The following is a 22,548-nucleotide window of genomic DNA, read 5'->3' on the forward strand; positions in this document are numbered from 1 at the left end:
CCCTTACTTGGTTTCGTTCAGGTTCGGGTTGCGGTCGTACTCAGCACCAAGCAGGCCGGTGTTGCCTTCAGCCTTGAGCTGGTCCATGTGTGCCTGGAATTCGGTTTCCGACACCACCTTGACGCGGAACAGCATTTCGGAGTGGTACTCGCCGCAGAGTTCGGCACACTTGCCGTCGTAGGTGCCCTCTTTAGTGGGGGTGAACCGGATGTAGTTGGTCTTGCCGGGGATCATGTCGCGCTTCTGCAGGAAGGCGGGAACCCAGAAGGAGTGGATGACATCGCGGGAATTGAGTTCGAGGTCAACGGACTTGTTGACCGGCAGGTACAGCGTCGGAAGCTGTTCCATGTCGATGTTGTTGCCGGTCAGGTGGGCCTGGACACCGGCCTCGTGGAGGTCTTCCTGGATGACGTCGCCGGACTTGTAGTTGAAGTCCCACGCCCACTGCTTGCCGCGGACGTCGACGACGACGTCGGCAGGCTGCGAACGGTCATCGATCGCCTGCTGGTCACGGTCGGTGAAGTAGAAGAACACCAGGACCATGAAGATCGGGATAGTGAGGTAGAAGACCTCGAGGGGAAGGTTGAAGCTGGTCTGCCGCGGGAAGCCCACGGTTCCCTTGCGGCGGCGGTAGGCCACCAGGCACCAGATGATCAGGCCCCAGGTAATGGTGCCCACCACGAGCGCAGCAATCCATGAGTTGACCCAGAGGTCCATGATGCGGTCGGTGTTGCTGGTGGTGCCACGTTCAGTGGGCATCCACCCTTTCTCTACCTCTGGCGAACATCCGGTCAAAACCAACGCGCCGGCAATAGCCAAGCTTGAGATCGTTGTGATCGTTTTGCGTCGGCTGCCGGTTCGGTTCTGCGAACTCACAGACGGCCCTTCCTACTTGTTGCTGTTGTCCGGGCTGCCATGGGCGCTCCGGGCACACTAAAAGTTTTACTACTCGGTGTAGAGCTTACCGCTCTGCCGGGCGTTTCGCCCACATGTCAGCGCCGAGCCTCCGTGCCGTTTTGGACGGCGGAAGGCTCGGCGCGGACATCGGGCGAAATAACCGGGTTAGTGGAACGAATCACCGCAGGCGCAGGAGCCTCCGGCGTTCGGGTTGTCGATGGTGAAGCCCTGCTTCGAGATGGTGTCCTCGAAGTCGATGCTGGCTCCGCTGAGGTACGGAACGCTCATCTTGTCCACGACGACCTCAACTCCGTCGAAGTCACGGACGGCGTCGCCGTCGAGGAGCCGCTCGTCGAAGTAGAGCTGGTAGATCAGCCCCGAGCAGCCGCCGGGCTGCACAGCCACGCGGAGCCGCAGGTCCGTGCGGCCTTCCTGCTCGAGGAGGCTGCGCACCTTGCCTGCAGCGACGTCGGTCAGGTCAACCTCGTGAACGGGCAGTTCTTCACTGGCCGCAGCGGTGGTCGCGGTGCTGTTTTCGTTGGTTGCGGTGCTCATTGGCCTACCTTCTTAGGACGGTCTGGCGGCGCCGTCTGACGGCGCCTGCCCCTACGGATACGGTATGGGCTATAGCTACATGCTACGCGCGGCAGTCCTGTAGCTCTAACTCCTGACGTAACCGTCAAAACCTGCCGGTTGTTCCCTGGGAGCGCCGCCTAGGCGAGGCCTTCGCTGTTGAGCCGGGCCAGCATCAAGGCTTCAGCCAGGACGGCGTTGCGGAAGTCCCCGATGTGCAGGGATTCGTTGGCGCTGTGGGCGCGGGAATCAGGGTCCTCCACACCCGTCACCAGGATCTGCACGTCGGGGTAGACCTCCGTCAGGTCGGCGATGAACGGGATGGAACCGCCTATCCCGGTTTCGACGGCGGGAACTCCCCAGGCCTCGCCCAGGGCCCACATGGCCAGCGAAGCGGCGGCCGAAGAGGTGTCGGTGCGGAATGGATTCCCGGCCTCCCCCGGCGTGAAGACCACCTTCGCGCCGAAGGGGGCGTTCGCTTCCACGTGGCGGCGCACCGCTTCCATGGCCTCCGCCGGCGCCTGCCCCGGCGCCAGCCGGAGGCTGAACTTGGCCCGTGCCCGCGGAATCAGGGTGTTCGAGGCAACATCGACGCCGGGCGCGTCGAACCCGATGATTGACAACGCGGGTTTGGTCCACAGCCGTGAGGCGATGCTTCCGGTGCCGGCGAGGCGCACTCCGTCCAGGACCGACGCATCGGCGCGGTAGTCGGCCTCGGGCATCTCGACGGACGCTGTGTCGGTGGCGACCAGCCCCTCGATGGCGACGTTCCCGTCGTCGTCGTGAAGGGTGGCGATCAGGCGGGACAGCAGGGTCGGTGCGTCGAGGACGGGGCCGCCGAACATGCCCGAATGCACGGCATGTTCGAGGACCTGGACCTCGATGACGCCGTCAACCAGTCCGCGGAGGCTGGTGGTCAACGCCGGTATCCCGACTTTCCAGTTGCTGGAATCCGCAACAACGATGACGTCAGCGCGCAGCAGTTCGCGGTTGGCCTCCAGGAAGGAACGGAACGTTGGCGAGCCGGCTTCCTCCTCGCCTTCGATGAAGAAGGTCACGCCGAGTCCGAGGGAGTCGGAAAAGACCTCGGAGACGGCGGCATAGGCGGCAATGTGCGCCATGATGCCGGCTTTGTCGTCGGCGGCGCCGCGCCCGTACAGCCGGCCGTCCTTTTCGACGGCGGTGAATGGCGCGGTCTCCCACAGGGCTTCGTCACCCACAGGCTGGACGTCGTGGTGGGCGTAGAGCAGGATGGTCGGCTTCCCTTCCGCCGCAGGGCGGCGGGCGACGACGGCGGGGCCGCCGGGGGTGCCGTCCTCTTTGTTAACGGTCAGGACCTGGACCTCGGGCAATCCTGCTTCACGGACCAGGGCGGCGACGGCGTCCGCGCTGCGTTCGAGCGGGGTGCGGTCAAAACTGGGCCAGGCAATGCCTGGAATGGCCACCAGATCCTTGAGCCGGGCGACGGTCTGGTCGAAGGACCGGTCCACCGCCGAACGGAGATCGTCCGTCCAGCCGGCAGCGCCCTGTCCTGATGTATCTGCAGTGGTGTGCGGGGTCGCCGCAGGTGATGAAGTCATGGCCAAAACATTACCCCCGTCACATTAGGCCGCAGGCCGCCTGCAGCCGGGCGGACAGGCGGCGGGCGTGTTCCCGCAAGGTATTCTTGTCAGGTGTTCGGACGTAGAAAAGAAGCGCCCTCGGCGCAGGAAACAGTAGACCAGCAGGCAGCGGAAGCGGCAGCCCGGCAGAACAGCGCGGTGGGCAAGGGTGCCCCGACCCCCACCCGGAAGGCCCAGGAAGCTGCCCGTAAGCGTCCGCTGGTGCCGGAGGACCGCAAGGCGTCCAAGGCCGCCGAACGCCAGGCTGTCCAGGACCAGCGCTTGAAGATGCGCCGCGCGCTGGACACCGGAGATGAGAGGTTCCTCCCGCTGCGGGACAAGGGGCCGCAAAAGCGTTTTGCCCGGGATTTCGTGGATGCGCGCTTCAATCTCGGCGAATACCTGATGTTCGGCGCGCTGCTCTTCGTCCTGGTGTCCTTGGTGGTTCCGGCCTCAAGCGACATGATGGTCTACGTGCTCGGCGCGTTCTGGGTGATGTTCCTGGCCGTCTTCGTTGACGTTTTCATCCTCTCCCGCAAGCTCCGGAAGAACCTGGCCCAGAAGTTTGGTGAGGTGGAACGCGGAACCGTCTGGTACGGCTCCATGCGCTCCCTGCAGTTCCGCAAGCTGCGCCTGCCCAAACCGCAGGTTGGCCGCGGACAGTACCCGTCCTGACGCGCGGGACCACTTAAACGCAGGAACCCCGGTGGTCAGCCCACCGGGGTTCCTGCGTTTAACGCTGAGGGTCAGCGGTGCCGGCGCTTCGCCAGCTGCCTGTTGATCCGTGCGGCCCAGAACGGTCCTTCATACAGGAACGCGGTGTATCCCTGCACCAGGGTGGCCCCTGCGTCGAGCCTGTCCTGGACGTCCTGGGCGGACTCCACGCCACCAACTGACACCAAAGCCAGCGCATCATCAGTGGCGTCTTTGAGCCGCTTCAAGACCTCCAGTGAGCGTTGTTTCAGGGGAGCCCCGGACAGTCCGCCGGCTCCGCACTTATCCACGTCGCCGGCCGCCGAGGAAAGCCCCGTACGGGCGATCGTTGTGTTGGTGGCGATGATGCCGTCCAATTTCAGGTCCAATGCAAGCCGGGCAACGTCGTCGATGTCCTCATCGCTCAGGTCCGGGGCGATCTTCACCAGCAGCGGTACGTGCCGCCCGGCGGCCCGGTCGGCTTCCTGCCCCACGGCGACCAGGAGCGGGCGGAGCGTTTCCACGTCCTGGAGCAGCCGCAGCCCCGGAGTGTTGGGTGAACTGACGTTGACCACCAGATAGTCGGCGGCGGGGGCCAGGCTGCGTGCGCTGACGAGGTAGTCGTCCACGGCGTCGGCCAGCTCCACCACCTTCGTTTTGCCGATGTTCACACCGATGACGGGACGAACGTCCGGGTACCGGCGCTGAAGCGCTGCGCGCGCGGCCTTGAGCCGGGGCGCGACGGCTGCGGCGCCGTCGTTGTTGAATCCCATCCGGTTGATCACGGCCCTGTCCTGGACCAGGCGGAAAAGCCGGGGCTTCTCATTGCCGGGCTGTGCCTGGCCGGTGATGGTTCCCACCTCCACGTGGCCGAATCCAAGCTCGCTGAGGGCTTCGATGCCAAGCCCTTCCTTATCGAACCCCGCGGCAAGGCCGAAGGGCGAGGGGAAAGTCACGCCAAACGCGGTGGTCCGCAGTGACGGCGCGGGAGCCGTGAGCTTCTGCAGGACCCTTCCCGCGCCTGTGGCATGCGCGAGCCGGATCCCCTTGAATCCGATTTTGTGGGCGCGCTCGGCGTCCATCCATGAAAAGGCCAGCTTGAAGAAAGTGGGATAAACGCGCATGCCTCCAGTTTCCCGTCTCGTGGCGTCCCACACCAAAACGGAGAAGCGCCCTGGCAGGCGGCCGTACCCGCAGCGCCGGATTAGCATGATGGCATGCACTGGCAGCGGGACATCCTGGGCGGGGACTTCGAGTCCTGTTCCTTCGTGGCGACCAGTGCCGACGGCGTGGAGCGGACGGCAACCTTGGTCCGGCTCCGGCCGGCCGGCGATGTGGCCGCTGCGGATGGCCCGCGACGGTCAGTGCTGTTCCTTCACGGGTGGAGCGACTATTTCTTCAACGCAGACCTGGCCTATTTTTGGGCGCGGGCCGGGTACGACTTCTACGCGCTGGACATGCACAACCACGGGCGCAGCCTGCGGCCGGATTTCCCGGGCGGCTATGTTGGCGACCTGGCCGCCTATGACGCGGAAATACAGGAGGCGTGCAGGCTCATCGCCCGTGCCGGCGGGCCCGGGCCCATGGCACTGATGGGCCACTCCACGGGCGGGCTGGTGGCGGCACTCTGGACGAGCCGCCACCCTGGCGCCGTGTCGCAACTGATCCTCAACAGCCCCTGGCTGGAGATGCACGGGAGTGCACTGGTACGCCGCGCCGCGTCAGGCATGGTGGGGCCGGTGGCCCGGTTCCGGCCCCAGGCGGTGCTCCGACTTCCCCAGCGGGGCCACTACTGGCGCACCATCAGCAGTGCGGCCGACGGCGAGTGGCCGCTTGACGAGCGGTACCGCCCACGCATGGCGTTCCCGGTGCGTGCCGGCTGGCTGAGGGCTGTCCTCGCCGGCCACGCCCGGGTGGCACGGGGACTGGGGATCCAGGTGCCCATCCTGGTGCTGCTGTCCGCGGGAAGCGCCAACGGGCTCCTCTGGTCGGAGGACATGCGGCGGACCGATGCGGTCCTGGATGTGGCAATCATCGGCGCGCGCGCCCTGACCCTGGGCACCACTGTGACCGTGGAACGAATCGACGGCGCGCTGCACGACGTCTTCCTGTCCCCTGAGGCGGTCCGAACCGACGCCTACGCGCGGCTGGCACGCTGGCTGCGGGCTTACGGCTGAGGCTGTTCCGCTTCTGACCCGGCCGGTGCGGCGGCGTCGACAGCCCCACCGTAGCGGCGGTCCCGGCGCGCATATTCTTCGACGGCGGCCCACAGGGTGCGCCGGTCCACGTCCGGCCAGAGCGTGTCCATGAAGACGAACTCGGCGTAGGCGGACTGCCAGAGCAGGAAGTTGGACAGCCTTTGCTCACCCGAACTGCGCAGGAAGAGATCCACGTCCGGCAGGTCCGGCTCGTCGAGGTACTTCTGGATGGTCCGTTCAGTGATGGAACCCGGTTTGAGCCGTCCCGCGGCCACATCCGCGGCTATCGCCGACACCGCGTCCGTGATCTCAGCACGTCCGCCGTAATTAACACACATGGTCAAATTACAGGTGCTGTTGGCCGCCGTGAACTCCTCGGCTTCCTCCAGTTCGCGGATCACGGACCCCCACAGCCGTGGCCGCCGGCCTGCCCAGCGGATCCGAACGCCCCACTCGTCCAGCTGGTTACGCTGCCTGCGCAGCACATCCTTGTTAAATCCCATCAGGAAGCGGACTTCTTCCGGAGACCTGCGCCAGTTTTCCGTAGAGAATGCGTAAACACTGACGTACTCGATCCCGAGTTCGATGGCACCGGCCATGACGTCAAGGAGGGCCGGCTCCCCCGCCTTGTGCCCTTCGATCCGGGGAAGGCCCCGCTGGTTGGCCCAGCGACCGTTGCCGTCCATCACGATAGCCACGTGCCGGGGAATGAATTCCGCCGGGATCTTGGGCGCCACCTCGCCTGAAGGATGCGGGTAGGGTGCCGTTACCGGATGGGTCCGCCTGCGGGCTGCATTGTTCTTCTTACCCAGGGCCACTGTCAGGTACGCTCCACGTGTTTGAGGGATTTCAGGACTCGTTCCAAATGCCATTGCAGGTACGCCGCCACCAGGCCCGCCGCTTCCTTGCGGTGCTGGGCCAACGATGCGTCCGCCGTCGTCCAGTCACCGGTCAGCAGGGCAGCGAGCAGGCCGACGGTCTCGGGCGCCGGGGCAGGGGACCCGGGGGGCCGGCACCGGGCACACACCATGCCGCCAAGGGGCGCCGAAAATGCCGAATGCGGCCCCGGCGCGCCGCAGCGGGAACAATCAGTGAAGCTCGGCGCCCATCCACCAGTGGACAACGCACGCAGGAGGTAGGAGTCCAGAATCAGGCCGGCAGCATGTTCATCCCGGCTCAACGCAGCCAGGGCACCCACGAGCAGGTTGTACTGCGCCGTGCCGGCCTCGCCGTCGACGTCTGTCAGCTTCTCCGCCGTCTCGGTCATGGCGGCGGCCACCGTGTACCGCCCGTAGTCCGCTGCGATGCTGCCGCCGTAGGCACCCTTGGCCACCGCCTGGGTGACGATATCAAGGGTTCGCCCGGACACCAGTTGCAGGTCAGCCACCATGAACGGTTCAAGCCGGGCACCGAACCGGCTGCTGGTGCGGCGTACGCCCTTGGCCACCGCGCGGACCTGCCCGTGGTGCTTCGTCAGGAGCGTGATGATCCGGTCCGCCTCGCCAAGCTTGTGGGTGCGGAGCACCACGGCGTCGTCCCGGTACGCCCGGGAGGCAAAAGATTGTTGGACCACGCTCTATCTTCCCATCCTGCCCGGCCGTAGGTCGCCAGGACGCGGTTGTGCCGCCGGCGGAACCGGCGGCACAACCTCGCAGGCGTCAGGCTTGGGCGTCGCGGATGGCGCGGTTGACGGCCGAAATGACCGCCTTCAGCGACGACATGCTGGTATTGGCGTCGATGCCGACACCCCACAGGACCCGCTCCCCCACTGCGCACTCGACGTACGCGGCGGCCATGGCGTTGCCGCCTTCGGACAAGGCATGTTCGCTGTAGTCCAGCACCCGGACGTCCACGCCGTCATCGTGCAGGATGCTCAGCAACGCGGCGATCGGACCGTTGCCGGTACCGGTGCGCCGGACCTGCGCGCCATCAATGGTGAGCGAGGCGTGAAGCGTCATGCCGCCGTCGTCATCTGTTTCCGTCTTGACGGCACCCAGCGAGTAGCGGCCCCACTGTCCGTCGGCCTGGCCGGAGGGCAGGTACTCGTCCTGGAAGATCTGCCAGAGCTGGGCCCCGCTGACCTCCCCGCCGACAGTGTCGGTGCGGCGCTGGATGACGCCGGAGAACTCAATCTGGGCACGGCGCGGCAGGTCCAGGCTGTGCTCGTTCTTGAGCAGGTAGGCAACGCCGCCCTTGCCGGACTGGGAATTGACGCGGATCACGGCTTCGTAGCTGCGGCCCAGGTCCTTGGGGTCCACCGGCAGGTACGGCACCTGCCAGGTGAAGTCGTCCACGGCCTTTCCGGCCGCAGCGGCATCGCGCTCCAGGGCTTCGAAACCCTTCTTGATGGCGTCCTGGTGGGAGCCGGAGAATGCGGTGAACACCAGGTCGCCGCCGTAGGGGGACCGCTCCGGGACGGGCAGCTGGTTGCAGTACTCCACGGTCCGGCGGACGTCGTCAATATTGGAGAAATCGATCATGGGATCGATCCCCTGGACGAACAGGTTCAAGCCCAGCGTCACCAGGTCCACGTTGCCGGTCCGCTCGCCGTTGCCGAAGAGGCAGCCTTCGATGCGGTCGGCGCCGGCCATGTATCCCAGCTCCGCGGCGGCGACACCGGTGCCGCGGTCGTTGTGCGGGTGCAGGGACAGGATGATTCCCTCGCGCGGGTGCAGGTGGCGGCTCATCCACTCAATGGAGTCGGCGTAGACGTTGGGCGTCGCCATTTCAACCGTGGCGGGGAGGTTGATGATGACCTGGCGGTCGGCGGACGCCTCGAACACATCGGCGACGGCGTTGCAAACGCGGACGGCGTACTCAAGTTCCGTGCCGGTGAAAGACTCCGGCGAATACTCGTAGGTCACGTGCGTGTCAACGAGCGTTTCCTCATACTTTTTGCAAAGCCTCGCACCCTGCAGGGCGATGTCCAGGATTCCGTCCTCGTCCTGGTTGAACACCACACGGCGCTGCAGGACCGACGTGGAGTTGTACAGGTGCACGATGGCCTGCTTGGCGCCCACCAGGGACTCGTAGGTCCGCTCGATCAGGTGCTCGCGGGCCTGGGTCAGGACCTGGATGGTGACATCGTCAGGAATATGGTTTCCCTCAATGAGCTGGCGGACAAAGTCGAAGTCCGTCTGCGACGCGGACGGGAAACCGACCTCGATTTCCTTGTAGCCCATGCGGACCAGCAGGTCGAACATCTTCATCTTGCGCGCCGGGCTCATGGGATCGATCAGGGCCTGGTTGCCGTCCCGCAGGTCCACCGCGCACCAGCGCGGGGCTTTGGTGATGACCTTGTCCGGCCAGGTGCGGTCCGGCAGTTCGACCTTGATCTGGTCCTGGAACGGGGTGTACCGGTGGGCAGGCATTCCGGAGGGCTTTTGTGCGTTACGCATGATGTTCGTGGCCTTTTCTATCGATCTTCAGTGAAAGGGTGGCCGGGCAACACAAACTCCGCAGCGAGGGTGGGCCGTGCGCTAGATAGCGTCTGTGGCCTCGCCGCGGCAGCTAAGGAGAAGGAGCTCTGCACGCACACTTTGAGCGTAACACGGGTGCGTAAGATGAAAGGGCACTACCGTCCGTAAAGTCCAGCATGCAGACGCCTCCGTGTTCGCCCGGCAGCGGCGTCGCAGCAAAAAGGAGTTTCAGTGCCCATTTCGGGGATCGATCTGTCCACCATTGATCACACAGTCCGGCCGCAGGATGACCTGTACCAACATGTGAACGGCGCCTGGTTGAAAGCCACCGAGATTCCCGACGACCGGCCCCTGGAAGGTACGTTCACTGCCCTCCGTGACGGGTCCGAGATCGCCGTCCGGGACATTATCGAGGAAGCGGCGGCCAAGGGCGCGGATGCCACGGGCATCGAACGGAAGATCGGCGACCTCTACAACAGCTTCATGGACGAGGCAACTGTTGAGGGCAAAGGCCTGGAACCCATCCGGGCCCGGCTGGCCGAAGTCTTCGCCACCGCGTCAGTCGAAGAGCTCATGGCGCTGGCCGGCCGGCTCTTCCGCGCCGACGTCGGCGGCCTCTTCTACATCTACCCGGCACCGGACGCGGGTAATCCGGACCGGGTCCTGCTCTACACCGGCCAGGGCGGCCTGGGCCTGCCCGACGAGTCCTACTACCGCGAAGAGAAGTTCGCTCCCATTGTCTCGGCATACACCGGACACGTGGGGAAGATGTTCGAACTGGCCGGCGTGGCTGATCCGAATGGTGCGGCTGACCGGGTGGTCCAGCTGGAAACGAAACTCGCCGCCCACCACTGGGACAACGTCACCCTGCGGGATCCGCAGAAGACCTACAACCTGAAAACGGCAGATGAAGCCGCTGCGCTCTTCCCGCTTTTGGGTACCTGGTTTGAGGCAGCCGGGATTGAGCCGGCCAAACGGGCCGAAATCGTGGTGAGCACGCCTGACTTCTTTTCGGGGGCCACCGCGCTCCTGGACGAAGTGCCGCTTTCCACGTGGCAGGAATGGCTGGCGATGCGCGTCGTCAGCGCCGCCGCACCCTACTTGTCCTCGCCGTTCGTGGACGCCAACTTCGCGTTCTACGGCACCACGCTCAGCGGCACCCCGCGGAACAAGGACCGTTGGAAGCGGGGGGTCGCGGTGGTCGAATCCGGTCTGGGCGAGGCCGTGGGCCAGATTTATGTGGCACGGCATTTCCCCGAAACCCACAAGGCCCGGATGCAGACCCTGGTGGCAAACCTGACCGAGGCCTACCGCCGGAGCATCAACGATGTCGCCTGGATGGGTGAGGACACCAAGGCGGAGGCCCTCCGCAAGCTTTCGGCCTTCCGTGCCAAGATCGGCTTCCCGGACGAGTGGATCGACTACTCAGCCGTCGAAATCAAGCCCGATGACCTGCTGGGCAACGTGGAGCGCGCCCACAACGCCGATGTGGACCGGCACCTGGATGAGGTGGGCAAACCCGTGGACCGCAACAAGTGGCTGATGACGCCGCAGACGGTCAACGCCTACTACCACCCGATGATGAACGAAATTGTGTTCCCGGCAGCCATCCTGCAGCCGCCCTTCTTCACGGCCGACGCCGACGACGCCGTCAACTATGGTGGCATTGGTGCGGTGATCGGGCACGAGATCGGCCACGGTTTCGATGACCAGGGTTCCCAGTTCGACGGCGGCGGGGCGCTCCGCAACTGGTGGACGGACGAGGACCGCCAGGCATTCGAGGCCCTGACGGCCCGGCTCGTGGCGCAGTATGACGCCCTGTCCCCCACCGCGGCACCCGGCCACCACGTCAACGGCAGGCTCACGCTGGGCGAGAACATCGGCGACCTGGCAGGGCTCACCATCGCCTACAAGGCTTACCTGATCAGCCTGGACGGTAAGGAACCCGACGTCCTGGACGGCTTCACCGGGCAACAGCGCTTCTTCGCCTCCTGGGCCGCGGGCTGGCGCCAGGTCATCCGCCAGGAGGAAGCCGTCCGTCGCCTGGCCACGGACCCGCATTCCCCGAACGAATTCCGCACCAACGCGATCGCCAAGAACCTTGACGCATTCCATGAGGCATTCGACGTGACGGAGGCTGATGGCATGTGGATGCCCGCCGCTGACCGCGTCAGCATCTGGTAGCGGCCGCGCGGGATTCCGGGCAAACAGCAGGCCCCGCCGGTACCGGCGGGGCCTGCTGTTCGTTTACGGGAGCCTTCGCCTGCTCCGGGCAAGGCGCTGCCTGCTACTGCCGGACGATCAGTGCAGGGTTGGCCTGCTGGCAGACCTTGTCCCCTGCGGTCTGGTTGACGATGTCAGACGGCAGCGCGGGCGCGCCGGAACCGAAGGCAGTGCCGGTGGTGAAGTCACTGCCCACGTACACCTGTACGCCCTGGATGGCCGGCAGCGGAATTACCTGCTCGGCTGGAATGCCCAGCAGGGCGGCGACGTCGGTGGCCACGTCGGCGAAGTTGGGGCCGTAGTAAACGGCCGTCTTGGCCACCGGCTGTGCCTGGAACTGCGACGTTGCGGCGAAGCCGCCGCTGACCAGGGCCTGCACAAGTTCCTGCGCCCTGCCGGGGACGCCACTGCCATTGGCAACGGTGACGGGCTGGATCGCCTTGTTGTAGGGGGGTACCGGCGCCGCTGTCTCCGTCGGCGAGGGCGTTGGCGTGGCAGACTCGCCAGGGGCCGGTGCCGTGGTGGTGGGTGCCGTCGGGTCGGTCAGGTCGACGTTCTTCCGGAGCGCGGAGAAAAGCTGGGCGCCCGCAGGTTCGGCGATCACCAGGCGGTTGGGGTCGGTGGGTGCCGGCGTGGTGGGCACGGCCACGAACGCAACCTTGCCGATGTCGATGTTCTTCAACCGGTTGCCGATGGTGAGGAGGGCCGGAACGGAGGCCAGGCCATCGTCCACTGTCAGGTTTTGGGTGACGACGTCGGCGATCTTGAGCATCCTGGCGGGGTCGGACAGCGTCCCCTCGTCCTTGATCTTGCGGGTCAGCGACGACAGGAACCCCTGCTGGGCCTTGATCCGGCCCAGATCGCCGCCGTCGGCGAACGCGTGCCGGGTCCGGAGGTAGGACAGGGCCATCTCGCCCTGGACGGACGATGTCCCGGCGGGGAGGCGAAGTCCCGAGTCGGGGTCGAAGACGGCGTCGCTGATGCATACCTCCACGCCACCGACGGCGTTGGAGAGCTCTTTGACGGCGTTGAAGTCGGCCATCATGAAGTGGTCCACCTGCATGCCGGTGAGTTTGTTGACGGTATCCACGGCACATCCGATGCCGGCCTCACCCATGGCCTCATTGATCATCACGCCACTGCGGGCAGGGTAGACCTTTTTGGTCTTCTGGTCGGTGCACTGCGGGATGTCGACCAGGAGGTCACGCGGGAAGCTGATGACGTTGACGCGCTTGTTGTCCTCGGAGATGTCCATCAGCATCATCACGTCCGACTTGCCATAGCCGGTGGAATCGTCAGCGGACCCGTACTGGGAGTTCTTCCCGTCCCGGGTGTCCGAGCCGAGAATCAGGATCTGCATCCGGCCCGTGGCATCATTGGCAGGCGATTCGGTACTGCCACCGCCGGCGTTCAATGGGGCCTTGGAAATGTTGCCCTGCAGCCGGAAGAACCAGAAGCCGGCAAAAGCGATCCCGCCCACCAGGACTGCGGCCACCACGCCGGTGAGGATCTTCAGCCACAGGGGCATGGTGCGCAGCGGCCCCAGGTGGCGCGCCGCCCCTGCGGCACCGCCGTCCGCGTGCCGGGATACCGGTCCCGGTCCGGCTGAGAGGTCAGCCTCGTTGTCGCGTTCGTCGCGGCCTCGACCCACGTGGTGAACCTTCCTCTTAGTACAAAGTCCGGTCCATTTTAGTGGCCCAGTCTGGAGATGCGGCAGGACGGCTCCATTGGGCGCCCTGGGGGCTGCTCAGAAACCCAGTTTGACCAGTTGCTTCGGGTCGCGCTGCCAGTCCTTGGCTACCTTGACATGGAGGTCGAGGTAGATGCGGGTTCCCAAGAGCGCTTCGATACCCTTTCGGGCGTTGGTGCCCACTTCACGCAATCGGCTGCCGCCCTTGCCGATAATGATGGCCTTCTGCGAGGGCCGTTCCACGTAAAGGTTGACCCGGACGTCCAGCAGCGGGTTGTCATCGGGACGGTCTTCCCGGGGGACGATCTCCTCGACGACGACAGCCAGGGAGTGGGGAAGCTCATCCCGGACGCCTTCCAGCGCCGCCTCGCGGATCAGTTCGGCCACCATTACGGCCTCGGGCTCGTCCGTGAGCTCACCGTCCGGGTACAGCGGAGGCGACGGCGGCATGTGGCTGATCAGCACGTCGGCCACGGTTTCCACCTGGAAACCGTCAGCGGCTGAGACGGGCACGATGTCTTTCCAGCCGTCCTCCCCCATCACCTCGCGGCCCAGGGCCGCAACGGCGAGGAGCTGCTCAGTCAGAGCCTGCTTGTCCACCAGGTCAGCTTTGGTGACGATGGCGATGACGGGTTTGCGCCCGACGGCGGCAAGCTGTGTGGCGATGAACTTGTCACCGGGGCCGATCTTCTCGTTGGCCGGCAGGCAGAATCCGATGGCGTCAACTTCGGACAGGGTGTCGGCGACGAGGTCGTTGAGGCGCTTGCCCAGCAGGGTGCGTGGCCGGTGCAGTCCAGGGGTGTCCACAAGGATCAGCTGGGCGTCTTCACGGTGGACGATGCCCCTGATGGTGTGCCGCGTGGTCTGCGGTTTGGCCGAGGTGATGGCCACCTTCTTGCCCACCAGCGCGTTGGTCAGGGTGGACTTGCCGGCGTTCGGCCTGCCGACGAGGATCGAAAACCCTGCGCGGAAGCCGCCGAAATCGTCCGGCGCCGCGTCCTTATTTTTCTTGCTCACGTGGAACTCCCTGCTGGGTTGTTTCGGCCTCTTCCAGGAGGCCTTCAAAGTCAGTCTCTACTCTTGGTACGGGCGCCGCAATGATGTGGCTGACCCTGTTGCGCCGGCCTTCCAGCCGCTCAGCGCGAAGGGACACTCCCTGTACTTCCACGCTGCTGCCTACGATCGGGACACGGCCAAGTGCCTTGGCCAGCAAGCCACCGACGGTGTCCACCTCGTCGTCGTCGAGCTCCAGGTCGAAAAGTTCGCCGAGATCGTCGATGCCCATCCTGGCGCTGACCCGGTAGGAGCCGTCACCCAGCGCCACAGCCTCGGCACTTTCGGTGTCGTATTCGTCCACGATCTCGCCGACGATTTCCTCGATCAGGTCTTCCAGCGTGACCAGGCCTGCGGTACCGCCGTACTCGTCGATCACGATTGCCACGTGGGTGGATTCCTTCTGCAATTCGCGCAGGAGGTCACTGACGGGTTTGGACTCGGGCACGTAGCGCACTTCCCGGGCCAACGCCTCAACGACGGGTGGCTCCTCACCGGTTTCCAGCTGGTGGATGACCGCTGCGACGTCCTTGAGGTAGATGATGCCCAGGATGTGGTCGGTGTTTTCGCTGATCACGGGGATCCGTGAATATCCGGAGCGGAGGAACAGTGACATCGCCTGGTGGAGGCTGGAACCGGCGTCGATGCTGACGATGTCGGTCCGCGGCACCATCACGGCCCTGACCAGGGTGTCGCCGAAGTCGAAGACCGACTGGATCATTTCCGCCTCGGTGTCCTCGATCATGTCCGATTCACTGGCCCGGTCCAAGAGCTCACGGAATTCCTGCTCACTGAAGAATGCGTCGTCCCCGCCCGGTGCTCCCGGGGCAGCGGAACTGCCGAGGGCCACGAGCCAGCCGGGAATGGGGCCCAGCACACTGGTGAGGAAACGGACCATCGGGGCGGTGAACCGCACCACGGTCGTGGAGTGCAGTCTCCCGAGCTGTCGGGGTGAGACACCTACGATCACGAACCCGAGAACGGCCATGATGCCGGTGGCTACGAGGCCTGCCAGCCAGACGTTGTCCAGGAGGCTGGCCACCAGGACGGCCACTGCCACGGCCGAGGCCATCTCGAACCAGACACGCCAGAACCGGAGGGCCCGGGTATGTGCCACCGGCTCCGCGAGGATGCGGCGCATGGCCGTGCCGCGGCTTTTGTGCAGTGCCGCTTCCGCGTCGTGCCGGGGAAGGAAACTGAAGGCGGCTTCGGCCGCTGTCAGCAGTGCCGCGACGGCAAGGAAGACCAGTGCCACCGCGACGAGGAGCAGTTGCGTCACTGGGTCGTCTCGGCGGGTGCTTCTTTGCCGGTGAATCCGGTCAGGAGTTCGCGCTGCAGGCCGAACATCTCCGCTTTTTCCTCCGGTTCCGCATGGTCGTAGCCCAGCAGGTGGAGGATTCCGTGGGTGGCCAGGAGCAGCATTTCGTCCTGCAGCGAGTGGCCGGCGTTCTTGGCCTGGACCTTCGCCACCTGCGGGCAAATTGCGATATCGCCCAGCATGCCCTGGGGCGTGGGCCGACCCGGGGTTCCGGGCGTGAGTTCGTCCATGGGGACCGAGAGCACATCCGTGGCGCCAGGTTCGTCCATCAGTTCAATGTGCAGCTTTTCCATGGCCGGTTCGTCCACCAGGAGGATGGACAGCTCGGCCTGGGGATGGATGTAGAGCTGTTCAAAGATGTACCGCGATAGTGCAACGAGTTCGGCTTCTTCGACGTGGACGCCGGACTCGTTGTTCACCTCGATGCTCACGCGTGTTCCCCCCGCTTTTCCCTGTTGACTGAGTGCTTGACGCGGTTCCGCTGGGCTTCGTCCCAGACGCTGTAGGCGTTGACGATGTCGCCGACCAAGCGGTGACGGACCACGTCCGCGGCGTCAAGGACGGAGAAGTTCACGTCCTCGATGCCCTGCAGGATTTCCTCCACGATCCGCAGCCCCGAACGCGTTCCAAACGGCAGGTCCACCTGGGTGACGTCTCCGGTGACCACCATCTTGGAGCCGAACCCGAGACGGGTGAGGAACATCTTCATCTGTTCCGGCGTGGTGTTCTGCGCCTCGTCGAGGATGATGAAGGCGTCGTTGAGTGTCCGGCCGCGCATGTAAGCCAGTGGTGCCACCTCGATGGTCCCGGCGGCCATCAGCCGAGGGATGGACTCGGGATCCATCATGTCGTGCAATGCATCGTAAAGCGGCCGAAGGTATGGATCGATCTTGTCACTCAGCGTTCCGGGCAGGAAGCCAAGGCGTTCCCCTGCCTCAACCGCAGGGCGGGTGAGGATGATGCGGCTGACCTCTTTTTGCTGCAGGGCCTGGACGGCTTTGGCCATCGCCAGGTAGGTCTTGCCGGTGCCCGCGGGCCCGATCCCGAAAATCACCGTATTGGCGTCGATCGCGTCGACGTAGTTCTTCTGGTTCAGCGTTTTGGGCCGGATGGTCCTGCCGCGGCTGGAGAGGATGTCATGGGTGAGGACGTCCACCGGGTTCTGCAGTGACTGGGTGCGCAGGAGCGCCACGAGCTGCTGCAGCACAGCAGGGGTGATCACCGTGCCGCGGGCCACGAGGCCACGGACCTCCTGGAGGAGCCGCATGATCCGGGGGACGTCGCTGGCCGGTCCGCTGATGGAGAGCTCGTTGCCGCGCACGTGGAAGTTGACGTCCGGGAACTGGACTTCGATGAACCGCAACGCCTCATCGTGGCTGCCAAGTGATTGAACCATCTGGTCCGAGTTCTCAAACAGGACAACTTCGGTCCTGGTGCCCGGCAGTGAGTGGGGAAACTCCCCCGGGCTGCCGTCGCCTGTGTTGAGCCGGCGCTTACCATTCGCTGATTCAGTCATGGTGCTGGCCCGCAGGCCTGTGGTCCCCTCGAAGTTCTTCAATCCAATTTTCCGTGCCGGAAAGGGGCGCCCGTTGCACGGTGCTCCTTGCCCAGCGATCCCATCATCTTACGCCAGCAGCAGGCGTCTGCGGGCACGGCCGGCTGCTGCCCATCACACAGGCACGGCCGTTTGGTATCAACTTCATATCGGCCTCATATCGTTCCCGTTGCAGTTGGGGCGTGAGGGCCACAGAACCGCTGCTGGGCTGCACCGCTGTGCAATGCTGGAAATCCAGCAACTGCTGGGACTCCAGGCCGCCAGGGGATCGGCCCGCCACGCCACGAAAGGACAAGGGCAGGACAGTGCCGGATACCTCTGTGCCCAAAAGGGCAGGCCGAACGATGGGCCCCTTGCGCCCGGCGGTCCTGGCAGGCGTCCTGGTGCTTGTTCCCATACTGGCAGGCTGCACCGCTGAGGGCGGCCCATCGCCCACCGGCACCCTCGCCTCGGTCCCGGCATCCGGCGGGACCATGCCGGACGCACCGTCCACCAGCGCTCCGCTGGAGACCACCCAATCCTCCAACAAGGCGCCCGTGTATTGGATCGGCCGCAGCGGCGGCAACATTTTCCTGTACCGCGAATTCCGCGACGTCCCGGAGCAAGACAACCCGGTAACGCGTGCGTTGCGGGCCATGATGTCGGAGAAGCCGCTCGACCCCGATTTCTTCACGCCGTGGCAGAATCCGGATAAGTTGGCCACCTCGATTTCAGGCAAAGACGTCATTACGGTGGACGTTTCGGCTGACGCGTTCAACAGCAACCTCGACGCTGACATGGCTGCCCGCGCCATCCAGCAACTGATTTATACAGCCACCGCGGCGGCCGCCAGTTCGGGGCTGATCGACACCAGCCAGCAGGTCCGGGTCCGGATCCTCGTGGACGGGCACACCGACTACGTCGCTTTCGGGAAGGTCCAGCTGGGCGCCCTGATGACCCGTGCTGCCGGCCTGGTGGCGCCGGTCTGGATCATTGATCCGCAGGAAAATACCGAAGTCCCGGCAGGAACCGTGAAGATCACGGGCCGCAGCACGTCGCCGGGAGCCAAGCTCCACTGGCAAATCCTGCAGGTTGCGGACAACGGTGGCGGCAAGACGCCTTTCCTGAGCGGCGAAACGACGGCGGCCGCGGAGCAGGGCCAGGCGGGGGTCTTCACACTGGCCCTTAACCTGCCGGCCGGTGACTATGAACTCCACATGGCGCAGGCCGGATCCGGTGGAGAACCGGACCGGAACGAGGACACCCGGTCCTTTAGGGTGCGGTAGCCCAGCGTCCCAGGATATCGCTGGCCAGCACGACGGCGGCCGGGCCGGCAGTGGAGGACCGCAGGACGTGGTGCCCCAGCAGGGCCGTCACCGCGCCGTTGTTACAGAGCTTCGTCACCTCGCGGGGACTGATGCCGCCTTCGGGGCCAACAATCAGCAGGATCTCGCGGGGCCCGGTGCCCGCGCTCCCCTGCCATCCTTCCAGGACGGTGCGCAGGGGCCTGACAGCGTCTTCGTGCAAGATCACGGCCAGGTCCGCGGCGGCCACGGCGTTGCAGAGCCCGGACGTTTCAACGGCGTCACGGACCTCGGGAATCCAGGCGCGGCGGGCCTGCTTGGCGGCAGCGGCAACCGCCGACTGCCACTTGGCATGGGCCTTGGCGGCCCGGTCCCCCTTCCAGCGGACGATGGACCGTTCCGACTGCCAGGGTATGACGGCATCGATGCCCAGTTCCGTTGCCGTCTCAATGGCCAGTTCGTCCCTGTCGCCCTTGGCCAGCGCTTGCGCCAGCACCAGCCGGACCTCGGGCCTGTCTTCGGCCACCACGGTCCCGCACTCCACTTCCAGTGCGGAGGACGATGCTGATGCCACCTTGCCGGTCATGCGGGCGCCGGCGCCGTCCACGATGTCCACGGCCTCCCCCGGCAACAAGCGCTTCACGGTGACTGCGTGCCGGGCTTCAGGGCCTTCCAGGACAAAGACCTGGCCGGGCGCCAGGCCGTCCAGCGAGCCGGGGCTGGCAAAGAATACGGGGTTGCTCACCGCTACAGGTTACCGAGCCGGTCCCGGAGCTTGGCGAACATCCCGCCGCTGGCAGCGAGTTTACCCTCGGTGATCTGTTCCCCACGGAGCTTGGCCAGCTGGCGCAGCAGGTCCTCTTGCGCGGCGTCGAGTTTGGCGGGAGTGTCCACTTGGAGGTGGACCTTCAGGTCTCCGCGCCCGTAGCCCCTCAGGTGGGTGACGCCCAGACCGCGGAGGGTAATGACCTCGCCGGACTGGGTGCCGGGCTTGACGTCGATCTCCTGGCTGCCGTCGAAGGTTTCCAGGCTGACGTCCGTGCCGAGGGCAGCCGCTGTCATGGGGATGTGCAAAGTGGCGTGCAGGTCATCGCCTTCGCGGACATAGGTGGCGTCGTTGTTGACCCGGATCTCCACGTAGAGGTCGCCTGCGGGGCCACCGGCGGGGCCGGCTTCGCCTTGCCCGGAGAGCTGGATGCGGGTCCCGGTGGCAACACCGGCAGGGACCTTGATGGTCAGTGAGCGGCGGCTGCGGATGCGGCCCTGGCCGCTGCATTCGTTGCAGGGATCCTTGATGACCGTGCCGAAGCCTTCGCAGGTGCCGCAGGGGGCCGCCGTCATGACCTGGCCAAGAATGGAGCGGACGGCACGCTGGACCTGGCCGCTGCCGCCGCAGATATCGCAGCGCTCGGGGTGCGTGCCGGGGCGGCAGCACGATCCGTCGCAGGTGGGGCAGACGACGGCGGTGTCCACTTCGAGCTTCTTGTTGACGCCAAAGACGGCGTCGCGGAGGTCGATCCGGACGCTGATGAGCGCGTCCTGGCCCCTGCGCACCCGGGACGCCGGACCGGACGTACCGCCGGCGCCGAAGAAGGTGTCGAAGATGTCCTGGAACGCGAACCCTTGGCCCGCGTAGCCCGCACCGCCGAAGCCGTTGTCCGTTCCGTTCTCATTGCCGGTGGTGTCGTAGATGCGGCGCTTCTGGGGGTCGGAGAGGACCTCGTAGGCGTGAGTGACTGCCTTGAAGCGTTCCGACGCGTCCGCCCCGGGGTTTACGTCCGGGTGGAGGGTGCGGGCCAGTTTGCGGTAGGCCTTTTTGATCTCTTCGCCCGTAGCTTCGGGGGAGACTCCAAGGACGTCATAGTGGCTGCTCAAAGTTCGTATCTCTTCCTTGTTGTACTGCGTGCCGTTGGGCCCGGTGTCCGGTCCCGTTGCCGGACGTGGTCCGGCAACGGAGGATCAGGGCCCCAAAATCCTGGAAAGGTAGCGGGCCACGGCCCTGACGGCGGCCATGGTGGTGGGGTAGTCCATCCGTGTGGGGCCAAGGATCCCTACCTTCGCGGCGCTGTCAGGGCCGTAGCCTGTGGCCACCACCGATGCCTCCGCGAGGCCGTCGTAAGGGTTCTCCCGTCCGATGCTGACGGCCACGCCGCGGTGGTCCTGTGCCATTTCGCTCAGCAGCCGCAGCATCACCACCTGCTCCTCGAGTGCTTCGAGCACCGGGCCGATGCTGAGTGGAAAGTCTACGTTGGACCGGGCCAGGTTGGCCGTTCCGGCCATGACCATCCGGTCTTCCCGGCTGCTCTGGGCCAAAACCTCCAGCCCAAGCGCGAGTGCGTGCGCGGCCTGGCGCTGAGGGTGCGGCGCGGCGGCGACGACGGCGGGCAAGGCCTGCGCGAGGTGGCTCAGCGACGTGCCGCCCAAGGCCCCGAGGAACCGGGTCCGCAACTCCGCCAGCGCCTCGTCACCGAGGTCCTGGCCGACGTCGATCACGCGCTGCTCGACTTTGCCGCTGTTGGCAATCAGCACCACGAGTACTTTGCGCGGTGCCAGCAGCACGAATTCGATGTGGCGGACCAGGGCCCTGCTCAAGTGCGGGTACTGGACCACTGCCACCTGGTTGGTCAGCTGGGACAGGAGGCGGACCGTGCGGTCCAGGACGTCGTCGAGGTCGTCCGCTCCTTCCAGGAGTGATTGGATGGCCCGCCGCTCTGCGGCCGACAGTGGCTTGACCGCCGAGATCTGGTCCACGAACAGGCGGTAGCCCTTGTCCGTGGGTATCCGCCCTGCGCTGGTGTGCGGCGCGGTGATCAGGCCCTCATCCTCCAGCGCCGCCATGTCGTTGCGGATCGTGGCGCTGGACACACCGAGATGATGGCGCTCCACCAGCGCCTTTGAGCCGACCGGCTCGCGGGAGTGGACGTAGTCCTCCACGATCGCCCGCAGCACTTCCAGTTTGCGTGGCTCGCTCACTCTCCACCTCCATCCACGGTCCGGGGCGCGTGCCCCGTCCGGTGCCGCCCAGGGGTTAGCACTCGACATGCCTCAGTGCTAACAGTCTATTATGCCTCGGCCCGTTGTTAGCATTGGTACCGCTCCGGGCGAAACTCCGGGGGTGAGGACCTAATGCGAGGCGGATCGAATCCATGGACTACCAGAACTGGGGCCCCCGCGGGATTTCCGCCCCTGCCCGGACCGAACTGCCGGAGGTTCCCGTGGAGCGCGGCATGGTGCTTGAGGAAGTCCAGTCCGGCTGGGTTGGGGCTGTCACCCGGGTGGAGAAGTCCGGCGGAATGCACGTGGTTGCCCTCGAGGACCGGCGCGGAAAATCGCGGTCCTTCCGGCTGGGCTTCGGCTTCCTCCTGGAAGGACAGCCGATCCGCCTGATGCCGCCGGCGCCCGCCCGCGCTGGGGCCGGTCCCGCCGCAGGGCGGACCGCGTCCGGGTCGGTTCGGGTGGCAGGGCAGCGCGCCCAGGTCGCAAAGGCGAGCCGGATCTGGGTGGAAGGCAAGCATGACGCTGAACTGGTGGAGAAGGTGTGGGGAGACGACCTTCGGGTGGAAGGCATCGTCGTCGAACCCCTGCACGGCATCGACGACCTCACGGCCGCCGTGGCGGACTTCAGGCCGGGACCTGGGCGCCGCCTTGGGGTCCTCGTGGACCACCTGGTGCCCGATTCAAAGGAATCGCGCATCGCCGAGGCTGTGATGGCCTCCCCTGGTGCCGCCGGAAATGTCCTGATCGTCGGCCACCCCTACGTGGATGTGTGGCAGGCCATCCGCCCCGCGGTGCTGGGCATCCAGCAATGGCCGGCGATTCCCCGCGGTCAGGACTGGAAGACCGGCATCCTGAAGGCCTTTGGCTGGCCGCACTCCACCAAGGAAGATGTCGGGCTGGGGTGGCAAAAGCTCCTCGGCGCCGTCCGCACGTACGCCGACCTGGAACCGTCGCTGCTGGGGCGGGTTGAGGAAGTGATCGACTTCCTCACCGTGCCCTGAAAGCCGCTCCCGCCCCGCGACCCAGTATTCTGGATACTGCGATGCCT

Annotated in this window: 20 protein-coding genes; 5 read left to right on the forward strand and 15 right to left on the reverse strand. The window is 65.7% G+C overall.

Annotation, left to right across the window (positions count from 1 at the left end):
• Positions 1-3: 3 nt before the first annotated feature.
• The 3 genes from coxB to DFO47_RS10305 all read right to left on the reverse strand — a co-directional run bounded on the left by coxB (position 4) and on the right by DFO47_RS10305 (position 3,050).
• Positions 4-876 (reverse strand): cytochrome c oxidase subunit II, encoded by an 873-nt coding sequence (gene coxB, locus DFO47_RS10295; protein WP_026264471.1) that lies wholly within the window; start codon positions 874-876, stop codon positions 4-6.
• Positions 877-1,062: 186 nt separating this feature from the next.
• Entirely contained in the window at positions 1,063-1,452 is a 390-nt protein-coding gene (locus tag DFO47_RS10300) for an iron-sulfur cluster assembly accessory protein (RefSeq protein ID WP_133831571.1), read from the reverse strand.
• A 158-nt stretch (positions 1,453-1,610) separates the two neighbouring features.
• Entirely contained in the window at positions 1,611-3,050 is a 1,440-nt protein-coding gene (locus tag DFO47_RS10305; RefSeq protein ID WP_133831572.1) for a dipeptidase, read from the reverse strand.
• Between the two features lie 93 nt (positions 3,051-3,143).
• On the opposite strand from DFO47_RS10305, the gene DFO47_RS10310 reads away from it, so the two are divergent.
• Complete coding sequence (locus tag DFO47_RS10310) at positions 3,144-3,746, forward strand: DUF3043 domain-containing protein (RefSeq protein WP_018761379.1); 603 nt, start codon at positions 3,144-3,146, stop codon at positions 3,744-3,746.
• Between the two features lie 71 nt (positions 3,747-3,817).
• Here the strand turns inward: DFO47_RS10310 and DFO47_RS10315 are convergent, their stop codons facing one another.
• Positions 3,818-4,888: a quinone-dependent dihydroorotate dehydrogenase gene (locus tag DFO47_RS10315; RefSeq protein WP_133831573.1), complete on the reverse strand. Its 1,071-nt coding sequence runs from the start codon at positions 4,886-4,888 to the stop codon at positions 3,818-3,820.
• A 93-nt stretch (positions 4,889-4,981) separates the two neighbouring features.
• On the opposite strand from DFO47_RS10315, the gene DFO47_RS10320 reads away from it, so the two are divergent.
• Complete coding sequence (locus DFO47_RS10320) at positions 4,982-5,941, forward strand: alpha/beta hydrolase (protein WP_133831574.1); 960 nt, start codon at positions 4,982-4,984, stop codon at positions 5,939-5,941.
• Here DFO47_RS10320 and DFO47_RS10325 read toward each other — a convergent pair.
• From DFO47_RS10325 to leuA, 3 genes are all read right to left on the reverse strand, one after another.
• Positions 5,932-6,780 (reverse strand): isoprenyl transferase, encoded by an 849-nt coding sequence (locus DFO47_RS10325; protein WP_133831575.1) that lies wholly within the window; start codon positions 6,778-6,780, stop codon positions 5,932-5,934. The genes DFO47_RS10320 and DFO47_RS10325 overlap by 10 nt on opposite strands.
• A 2-nt stretch (positions 6,781-6,782) precedes the next feature.
• Positions 6,783-7,535 carry a DNA repair protein RecO gene (gene recO, locus DFO47_RS10330; protein ID WP_018761383.1) on the reverse strand — a complete coding sequence of 251 codons (753 nt, stop codon included), beginning with the start codon at positions 7,533-7,535 and terminating at the stop codon, positions 6,783-6,785.
• An 85-nt stretch (positions 7,536-7,620) separates the two neighbouring features.
• Positions 7,621-9,360, reverse strand: coding sequence for a 2-isopropylmalate synthase (gene leuA, locus DFO47_RS10335; protein ID WP_018761384.1), 1,740 nt, complete (start codon positions 9,358-9,360; stop codon positions 7,621-7,623).
• A gap of 252 nt (positions 9,361-9,612) precedes the next feature.
• Between leuA and DFO47_RS10340 the strand changes: the two genes are divergently transcribed.
• On the forward strand, positions 9,613-11,565 hold the full coding sequence (locus tag DFO47_RS10340; protein ID WP_133831576.1) for a M13-type metalloendopeptidase: 1,953 nt from the start codon (positions 9,613-9,615) through the stop codon (positions 11,563-11,565).
• A 103-nt stretch (positions 11,566-11,668) separates the two neighbouring features.
• Here the strand turns inward: DFO47_RS10340 and DFO47_RS10345 are convergent, their stop codons facing one another.
• The 5 genes from DFO47_RS10345 to DFO47_RS10365 form a co-directional block, all read right to left on the reverse strand.
• The gene (locus DFO47_RS10345) at positions 11,669-13,255 is read right to left on the reverse strand and encodes an LCP family protein (protein WP_133831577.1); all 1,587 of its coding nucleotides are present in this window, start codon (positions 13,253-13,255) and stop codon (positions 11,669-11,671) included.
• 96 nt (positions 13,256-13,351) lie between these two features.
• The gene (gene era / locus DFO47_RS10350; RefSeq protein ID WP_018761387.1) at positions 13,352-14,311 is read right to left on the reverse strand and encodes a GTPase Era; all 960 of its coding nucleotides are present in this window, start codon (positions 14,309-14,311) and stop codon (positions 13,352-13,354) included.
• Positions 14,295-15,626, reverse strand: a complete 1,332-nt coding sequence (locus tag DFO47_RS10355; RefSeq protein ID WP_018761388.1) for a hemolysin family protein — start codon at positions 15,624-15,626, stop codon at positions 14,295-14,297. The genes era and DFO47_RS10355 overlap by 17 nt, the downstream gene beginning before the upstream one ends.
• Positions 15,623-16,096, reverse strand: a complete 474-nt coding sequence (ybeY, locus tag DFO47_RS10360) for an rRNA maturation RNase YbeY (RefSeq protein WP_133831578.1) — start codon at positions 16,094-16,096, stop codon at positions 15,623-15,625. The genes DFO47_RS10355 and ybeY overlap by 4 nt, the downstream gene beginning before the upstream one ends.
• Complete coding sequence (locus tag DFO47_RS10365) at positions 16,093-17,181, reverse strand: PhoH family protein (RefSeq protein WP_026264475.1); 1,089 nt, start codon at positions 17,179-17,181, stop codon at positions 16,093-16,095. Before DFO47_RS10365 ends, ybeY begins: the two co-directional genes overlap by 4 nt.
• A gap of 383 nt (positions 17,182-17,564) precedes the next feature.
• Here DFO47_RS10365 and DFO47_RS10370 point away from each other — a divergent pair, with 383 nt between their 5' ends.
• A complete protein-coding gene (locus DFO47_RS10370) occupies positions 17,565-18,485 on the forward strand; it encodes a GerMN domain-containing protein (RefSeq protein ID WP_133831579.1) in 921 nt (306 codons plus the stop codon).
• On the opposite strand, the gene DFO47_RS10375 is transcribed toward DFO47_RS10370, so the two are convergent.
• From DFO47_RS10375 to hrcA, 3 genes are all read right to left on the reverse strand, one after another.
• Complete coding sequence (locus DFO47_RS10375; protein ID WP_133831580.1) at positions 18,472-19,248, reverse strand: 16S rRNA (uracil(1498)-N(3))-methyltransferase; 777 nt, start codon at positions 19,246-19,248, stop codon at positions 18,472-18,474. The genes DFO47_RS10370 and DFO47_RS10375 overlap by 14 nt on opposite strands.
• 2 nt (positions 19,249-19,250) lie before the next feature.
• On the reverse strand, positions 19,251-20,378 hold the full coding sequence (gene dnaJ / locus DFO47_RS10380; RefSeq protein WP_109044564.1) for a molecular chaperone DnaJ: 1,128 nt from the start codon (positions 20,376-20,378) through the stop codon (positions 19,251-19,253).
• A gap of 84 nt (positions 20,379-20,462) precedes the next feature.
• Positions 20,463-21,476 (reverse strand): heat-inducible transcriptional repressor HrcA, encoded by a 1,014-nt coding sequence (gene hrcA / locus DFO47_RS10385; RefSeq protein ID WP_109044563.1) that lies wholly within the window; start codon positions 21,474-21,476, stop codon positions 20,463-20,465.
• 173 nt (positions 21,477-21,649) lie between these two features.
• Here hrcA and DFO47_RS10390 point away from each other — a divergent pair, with 173 nt between their 5' ends.
• Positions 21,650-22,501 (forward strand): DUF3097 domain-containing protein, encoded by an 852-nt coding sequence (locus tag DFO47_RS10390; RefSeq protein WP_133831581.1) that lies wholly within the window; start codon positions 21,650-21,652, stop codon positions 22,499-22,501.
• The last annotated feature ends 47 nt before the right edge of the window (positions 22,502-22,548 follow it).

The sequence above is a fragment of the Arthrobacter sp. AG258 genome (assembly GCF_004364695.1).
Lineage (GTDB): Bacteria > Actinomycetota > Actinomycetes > Actinomycetales > Micrococcaceae > Arthrobacter.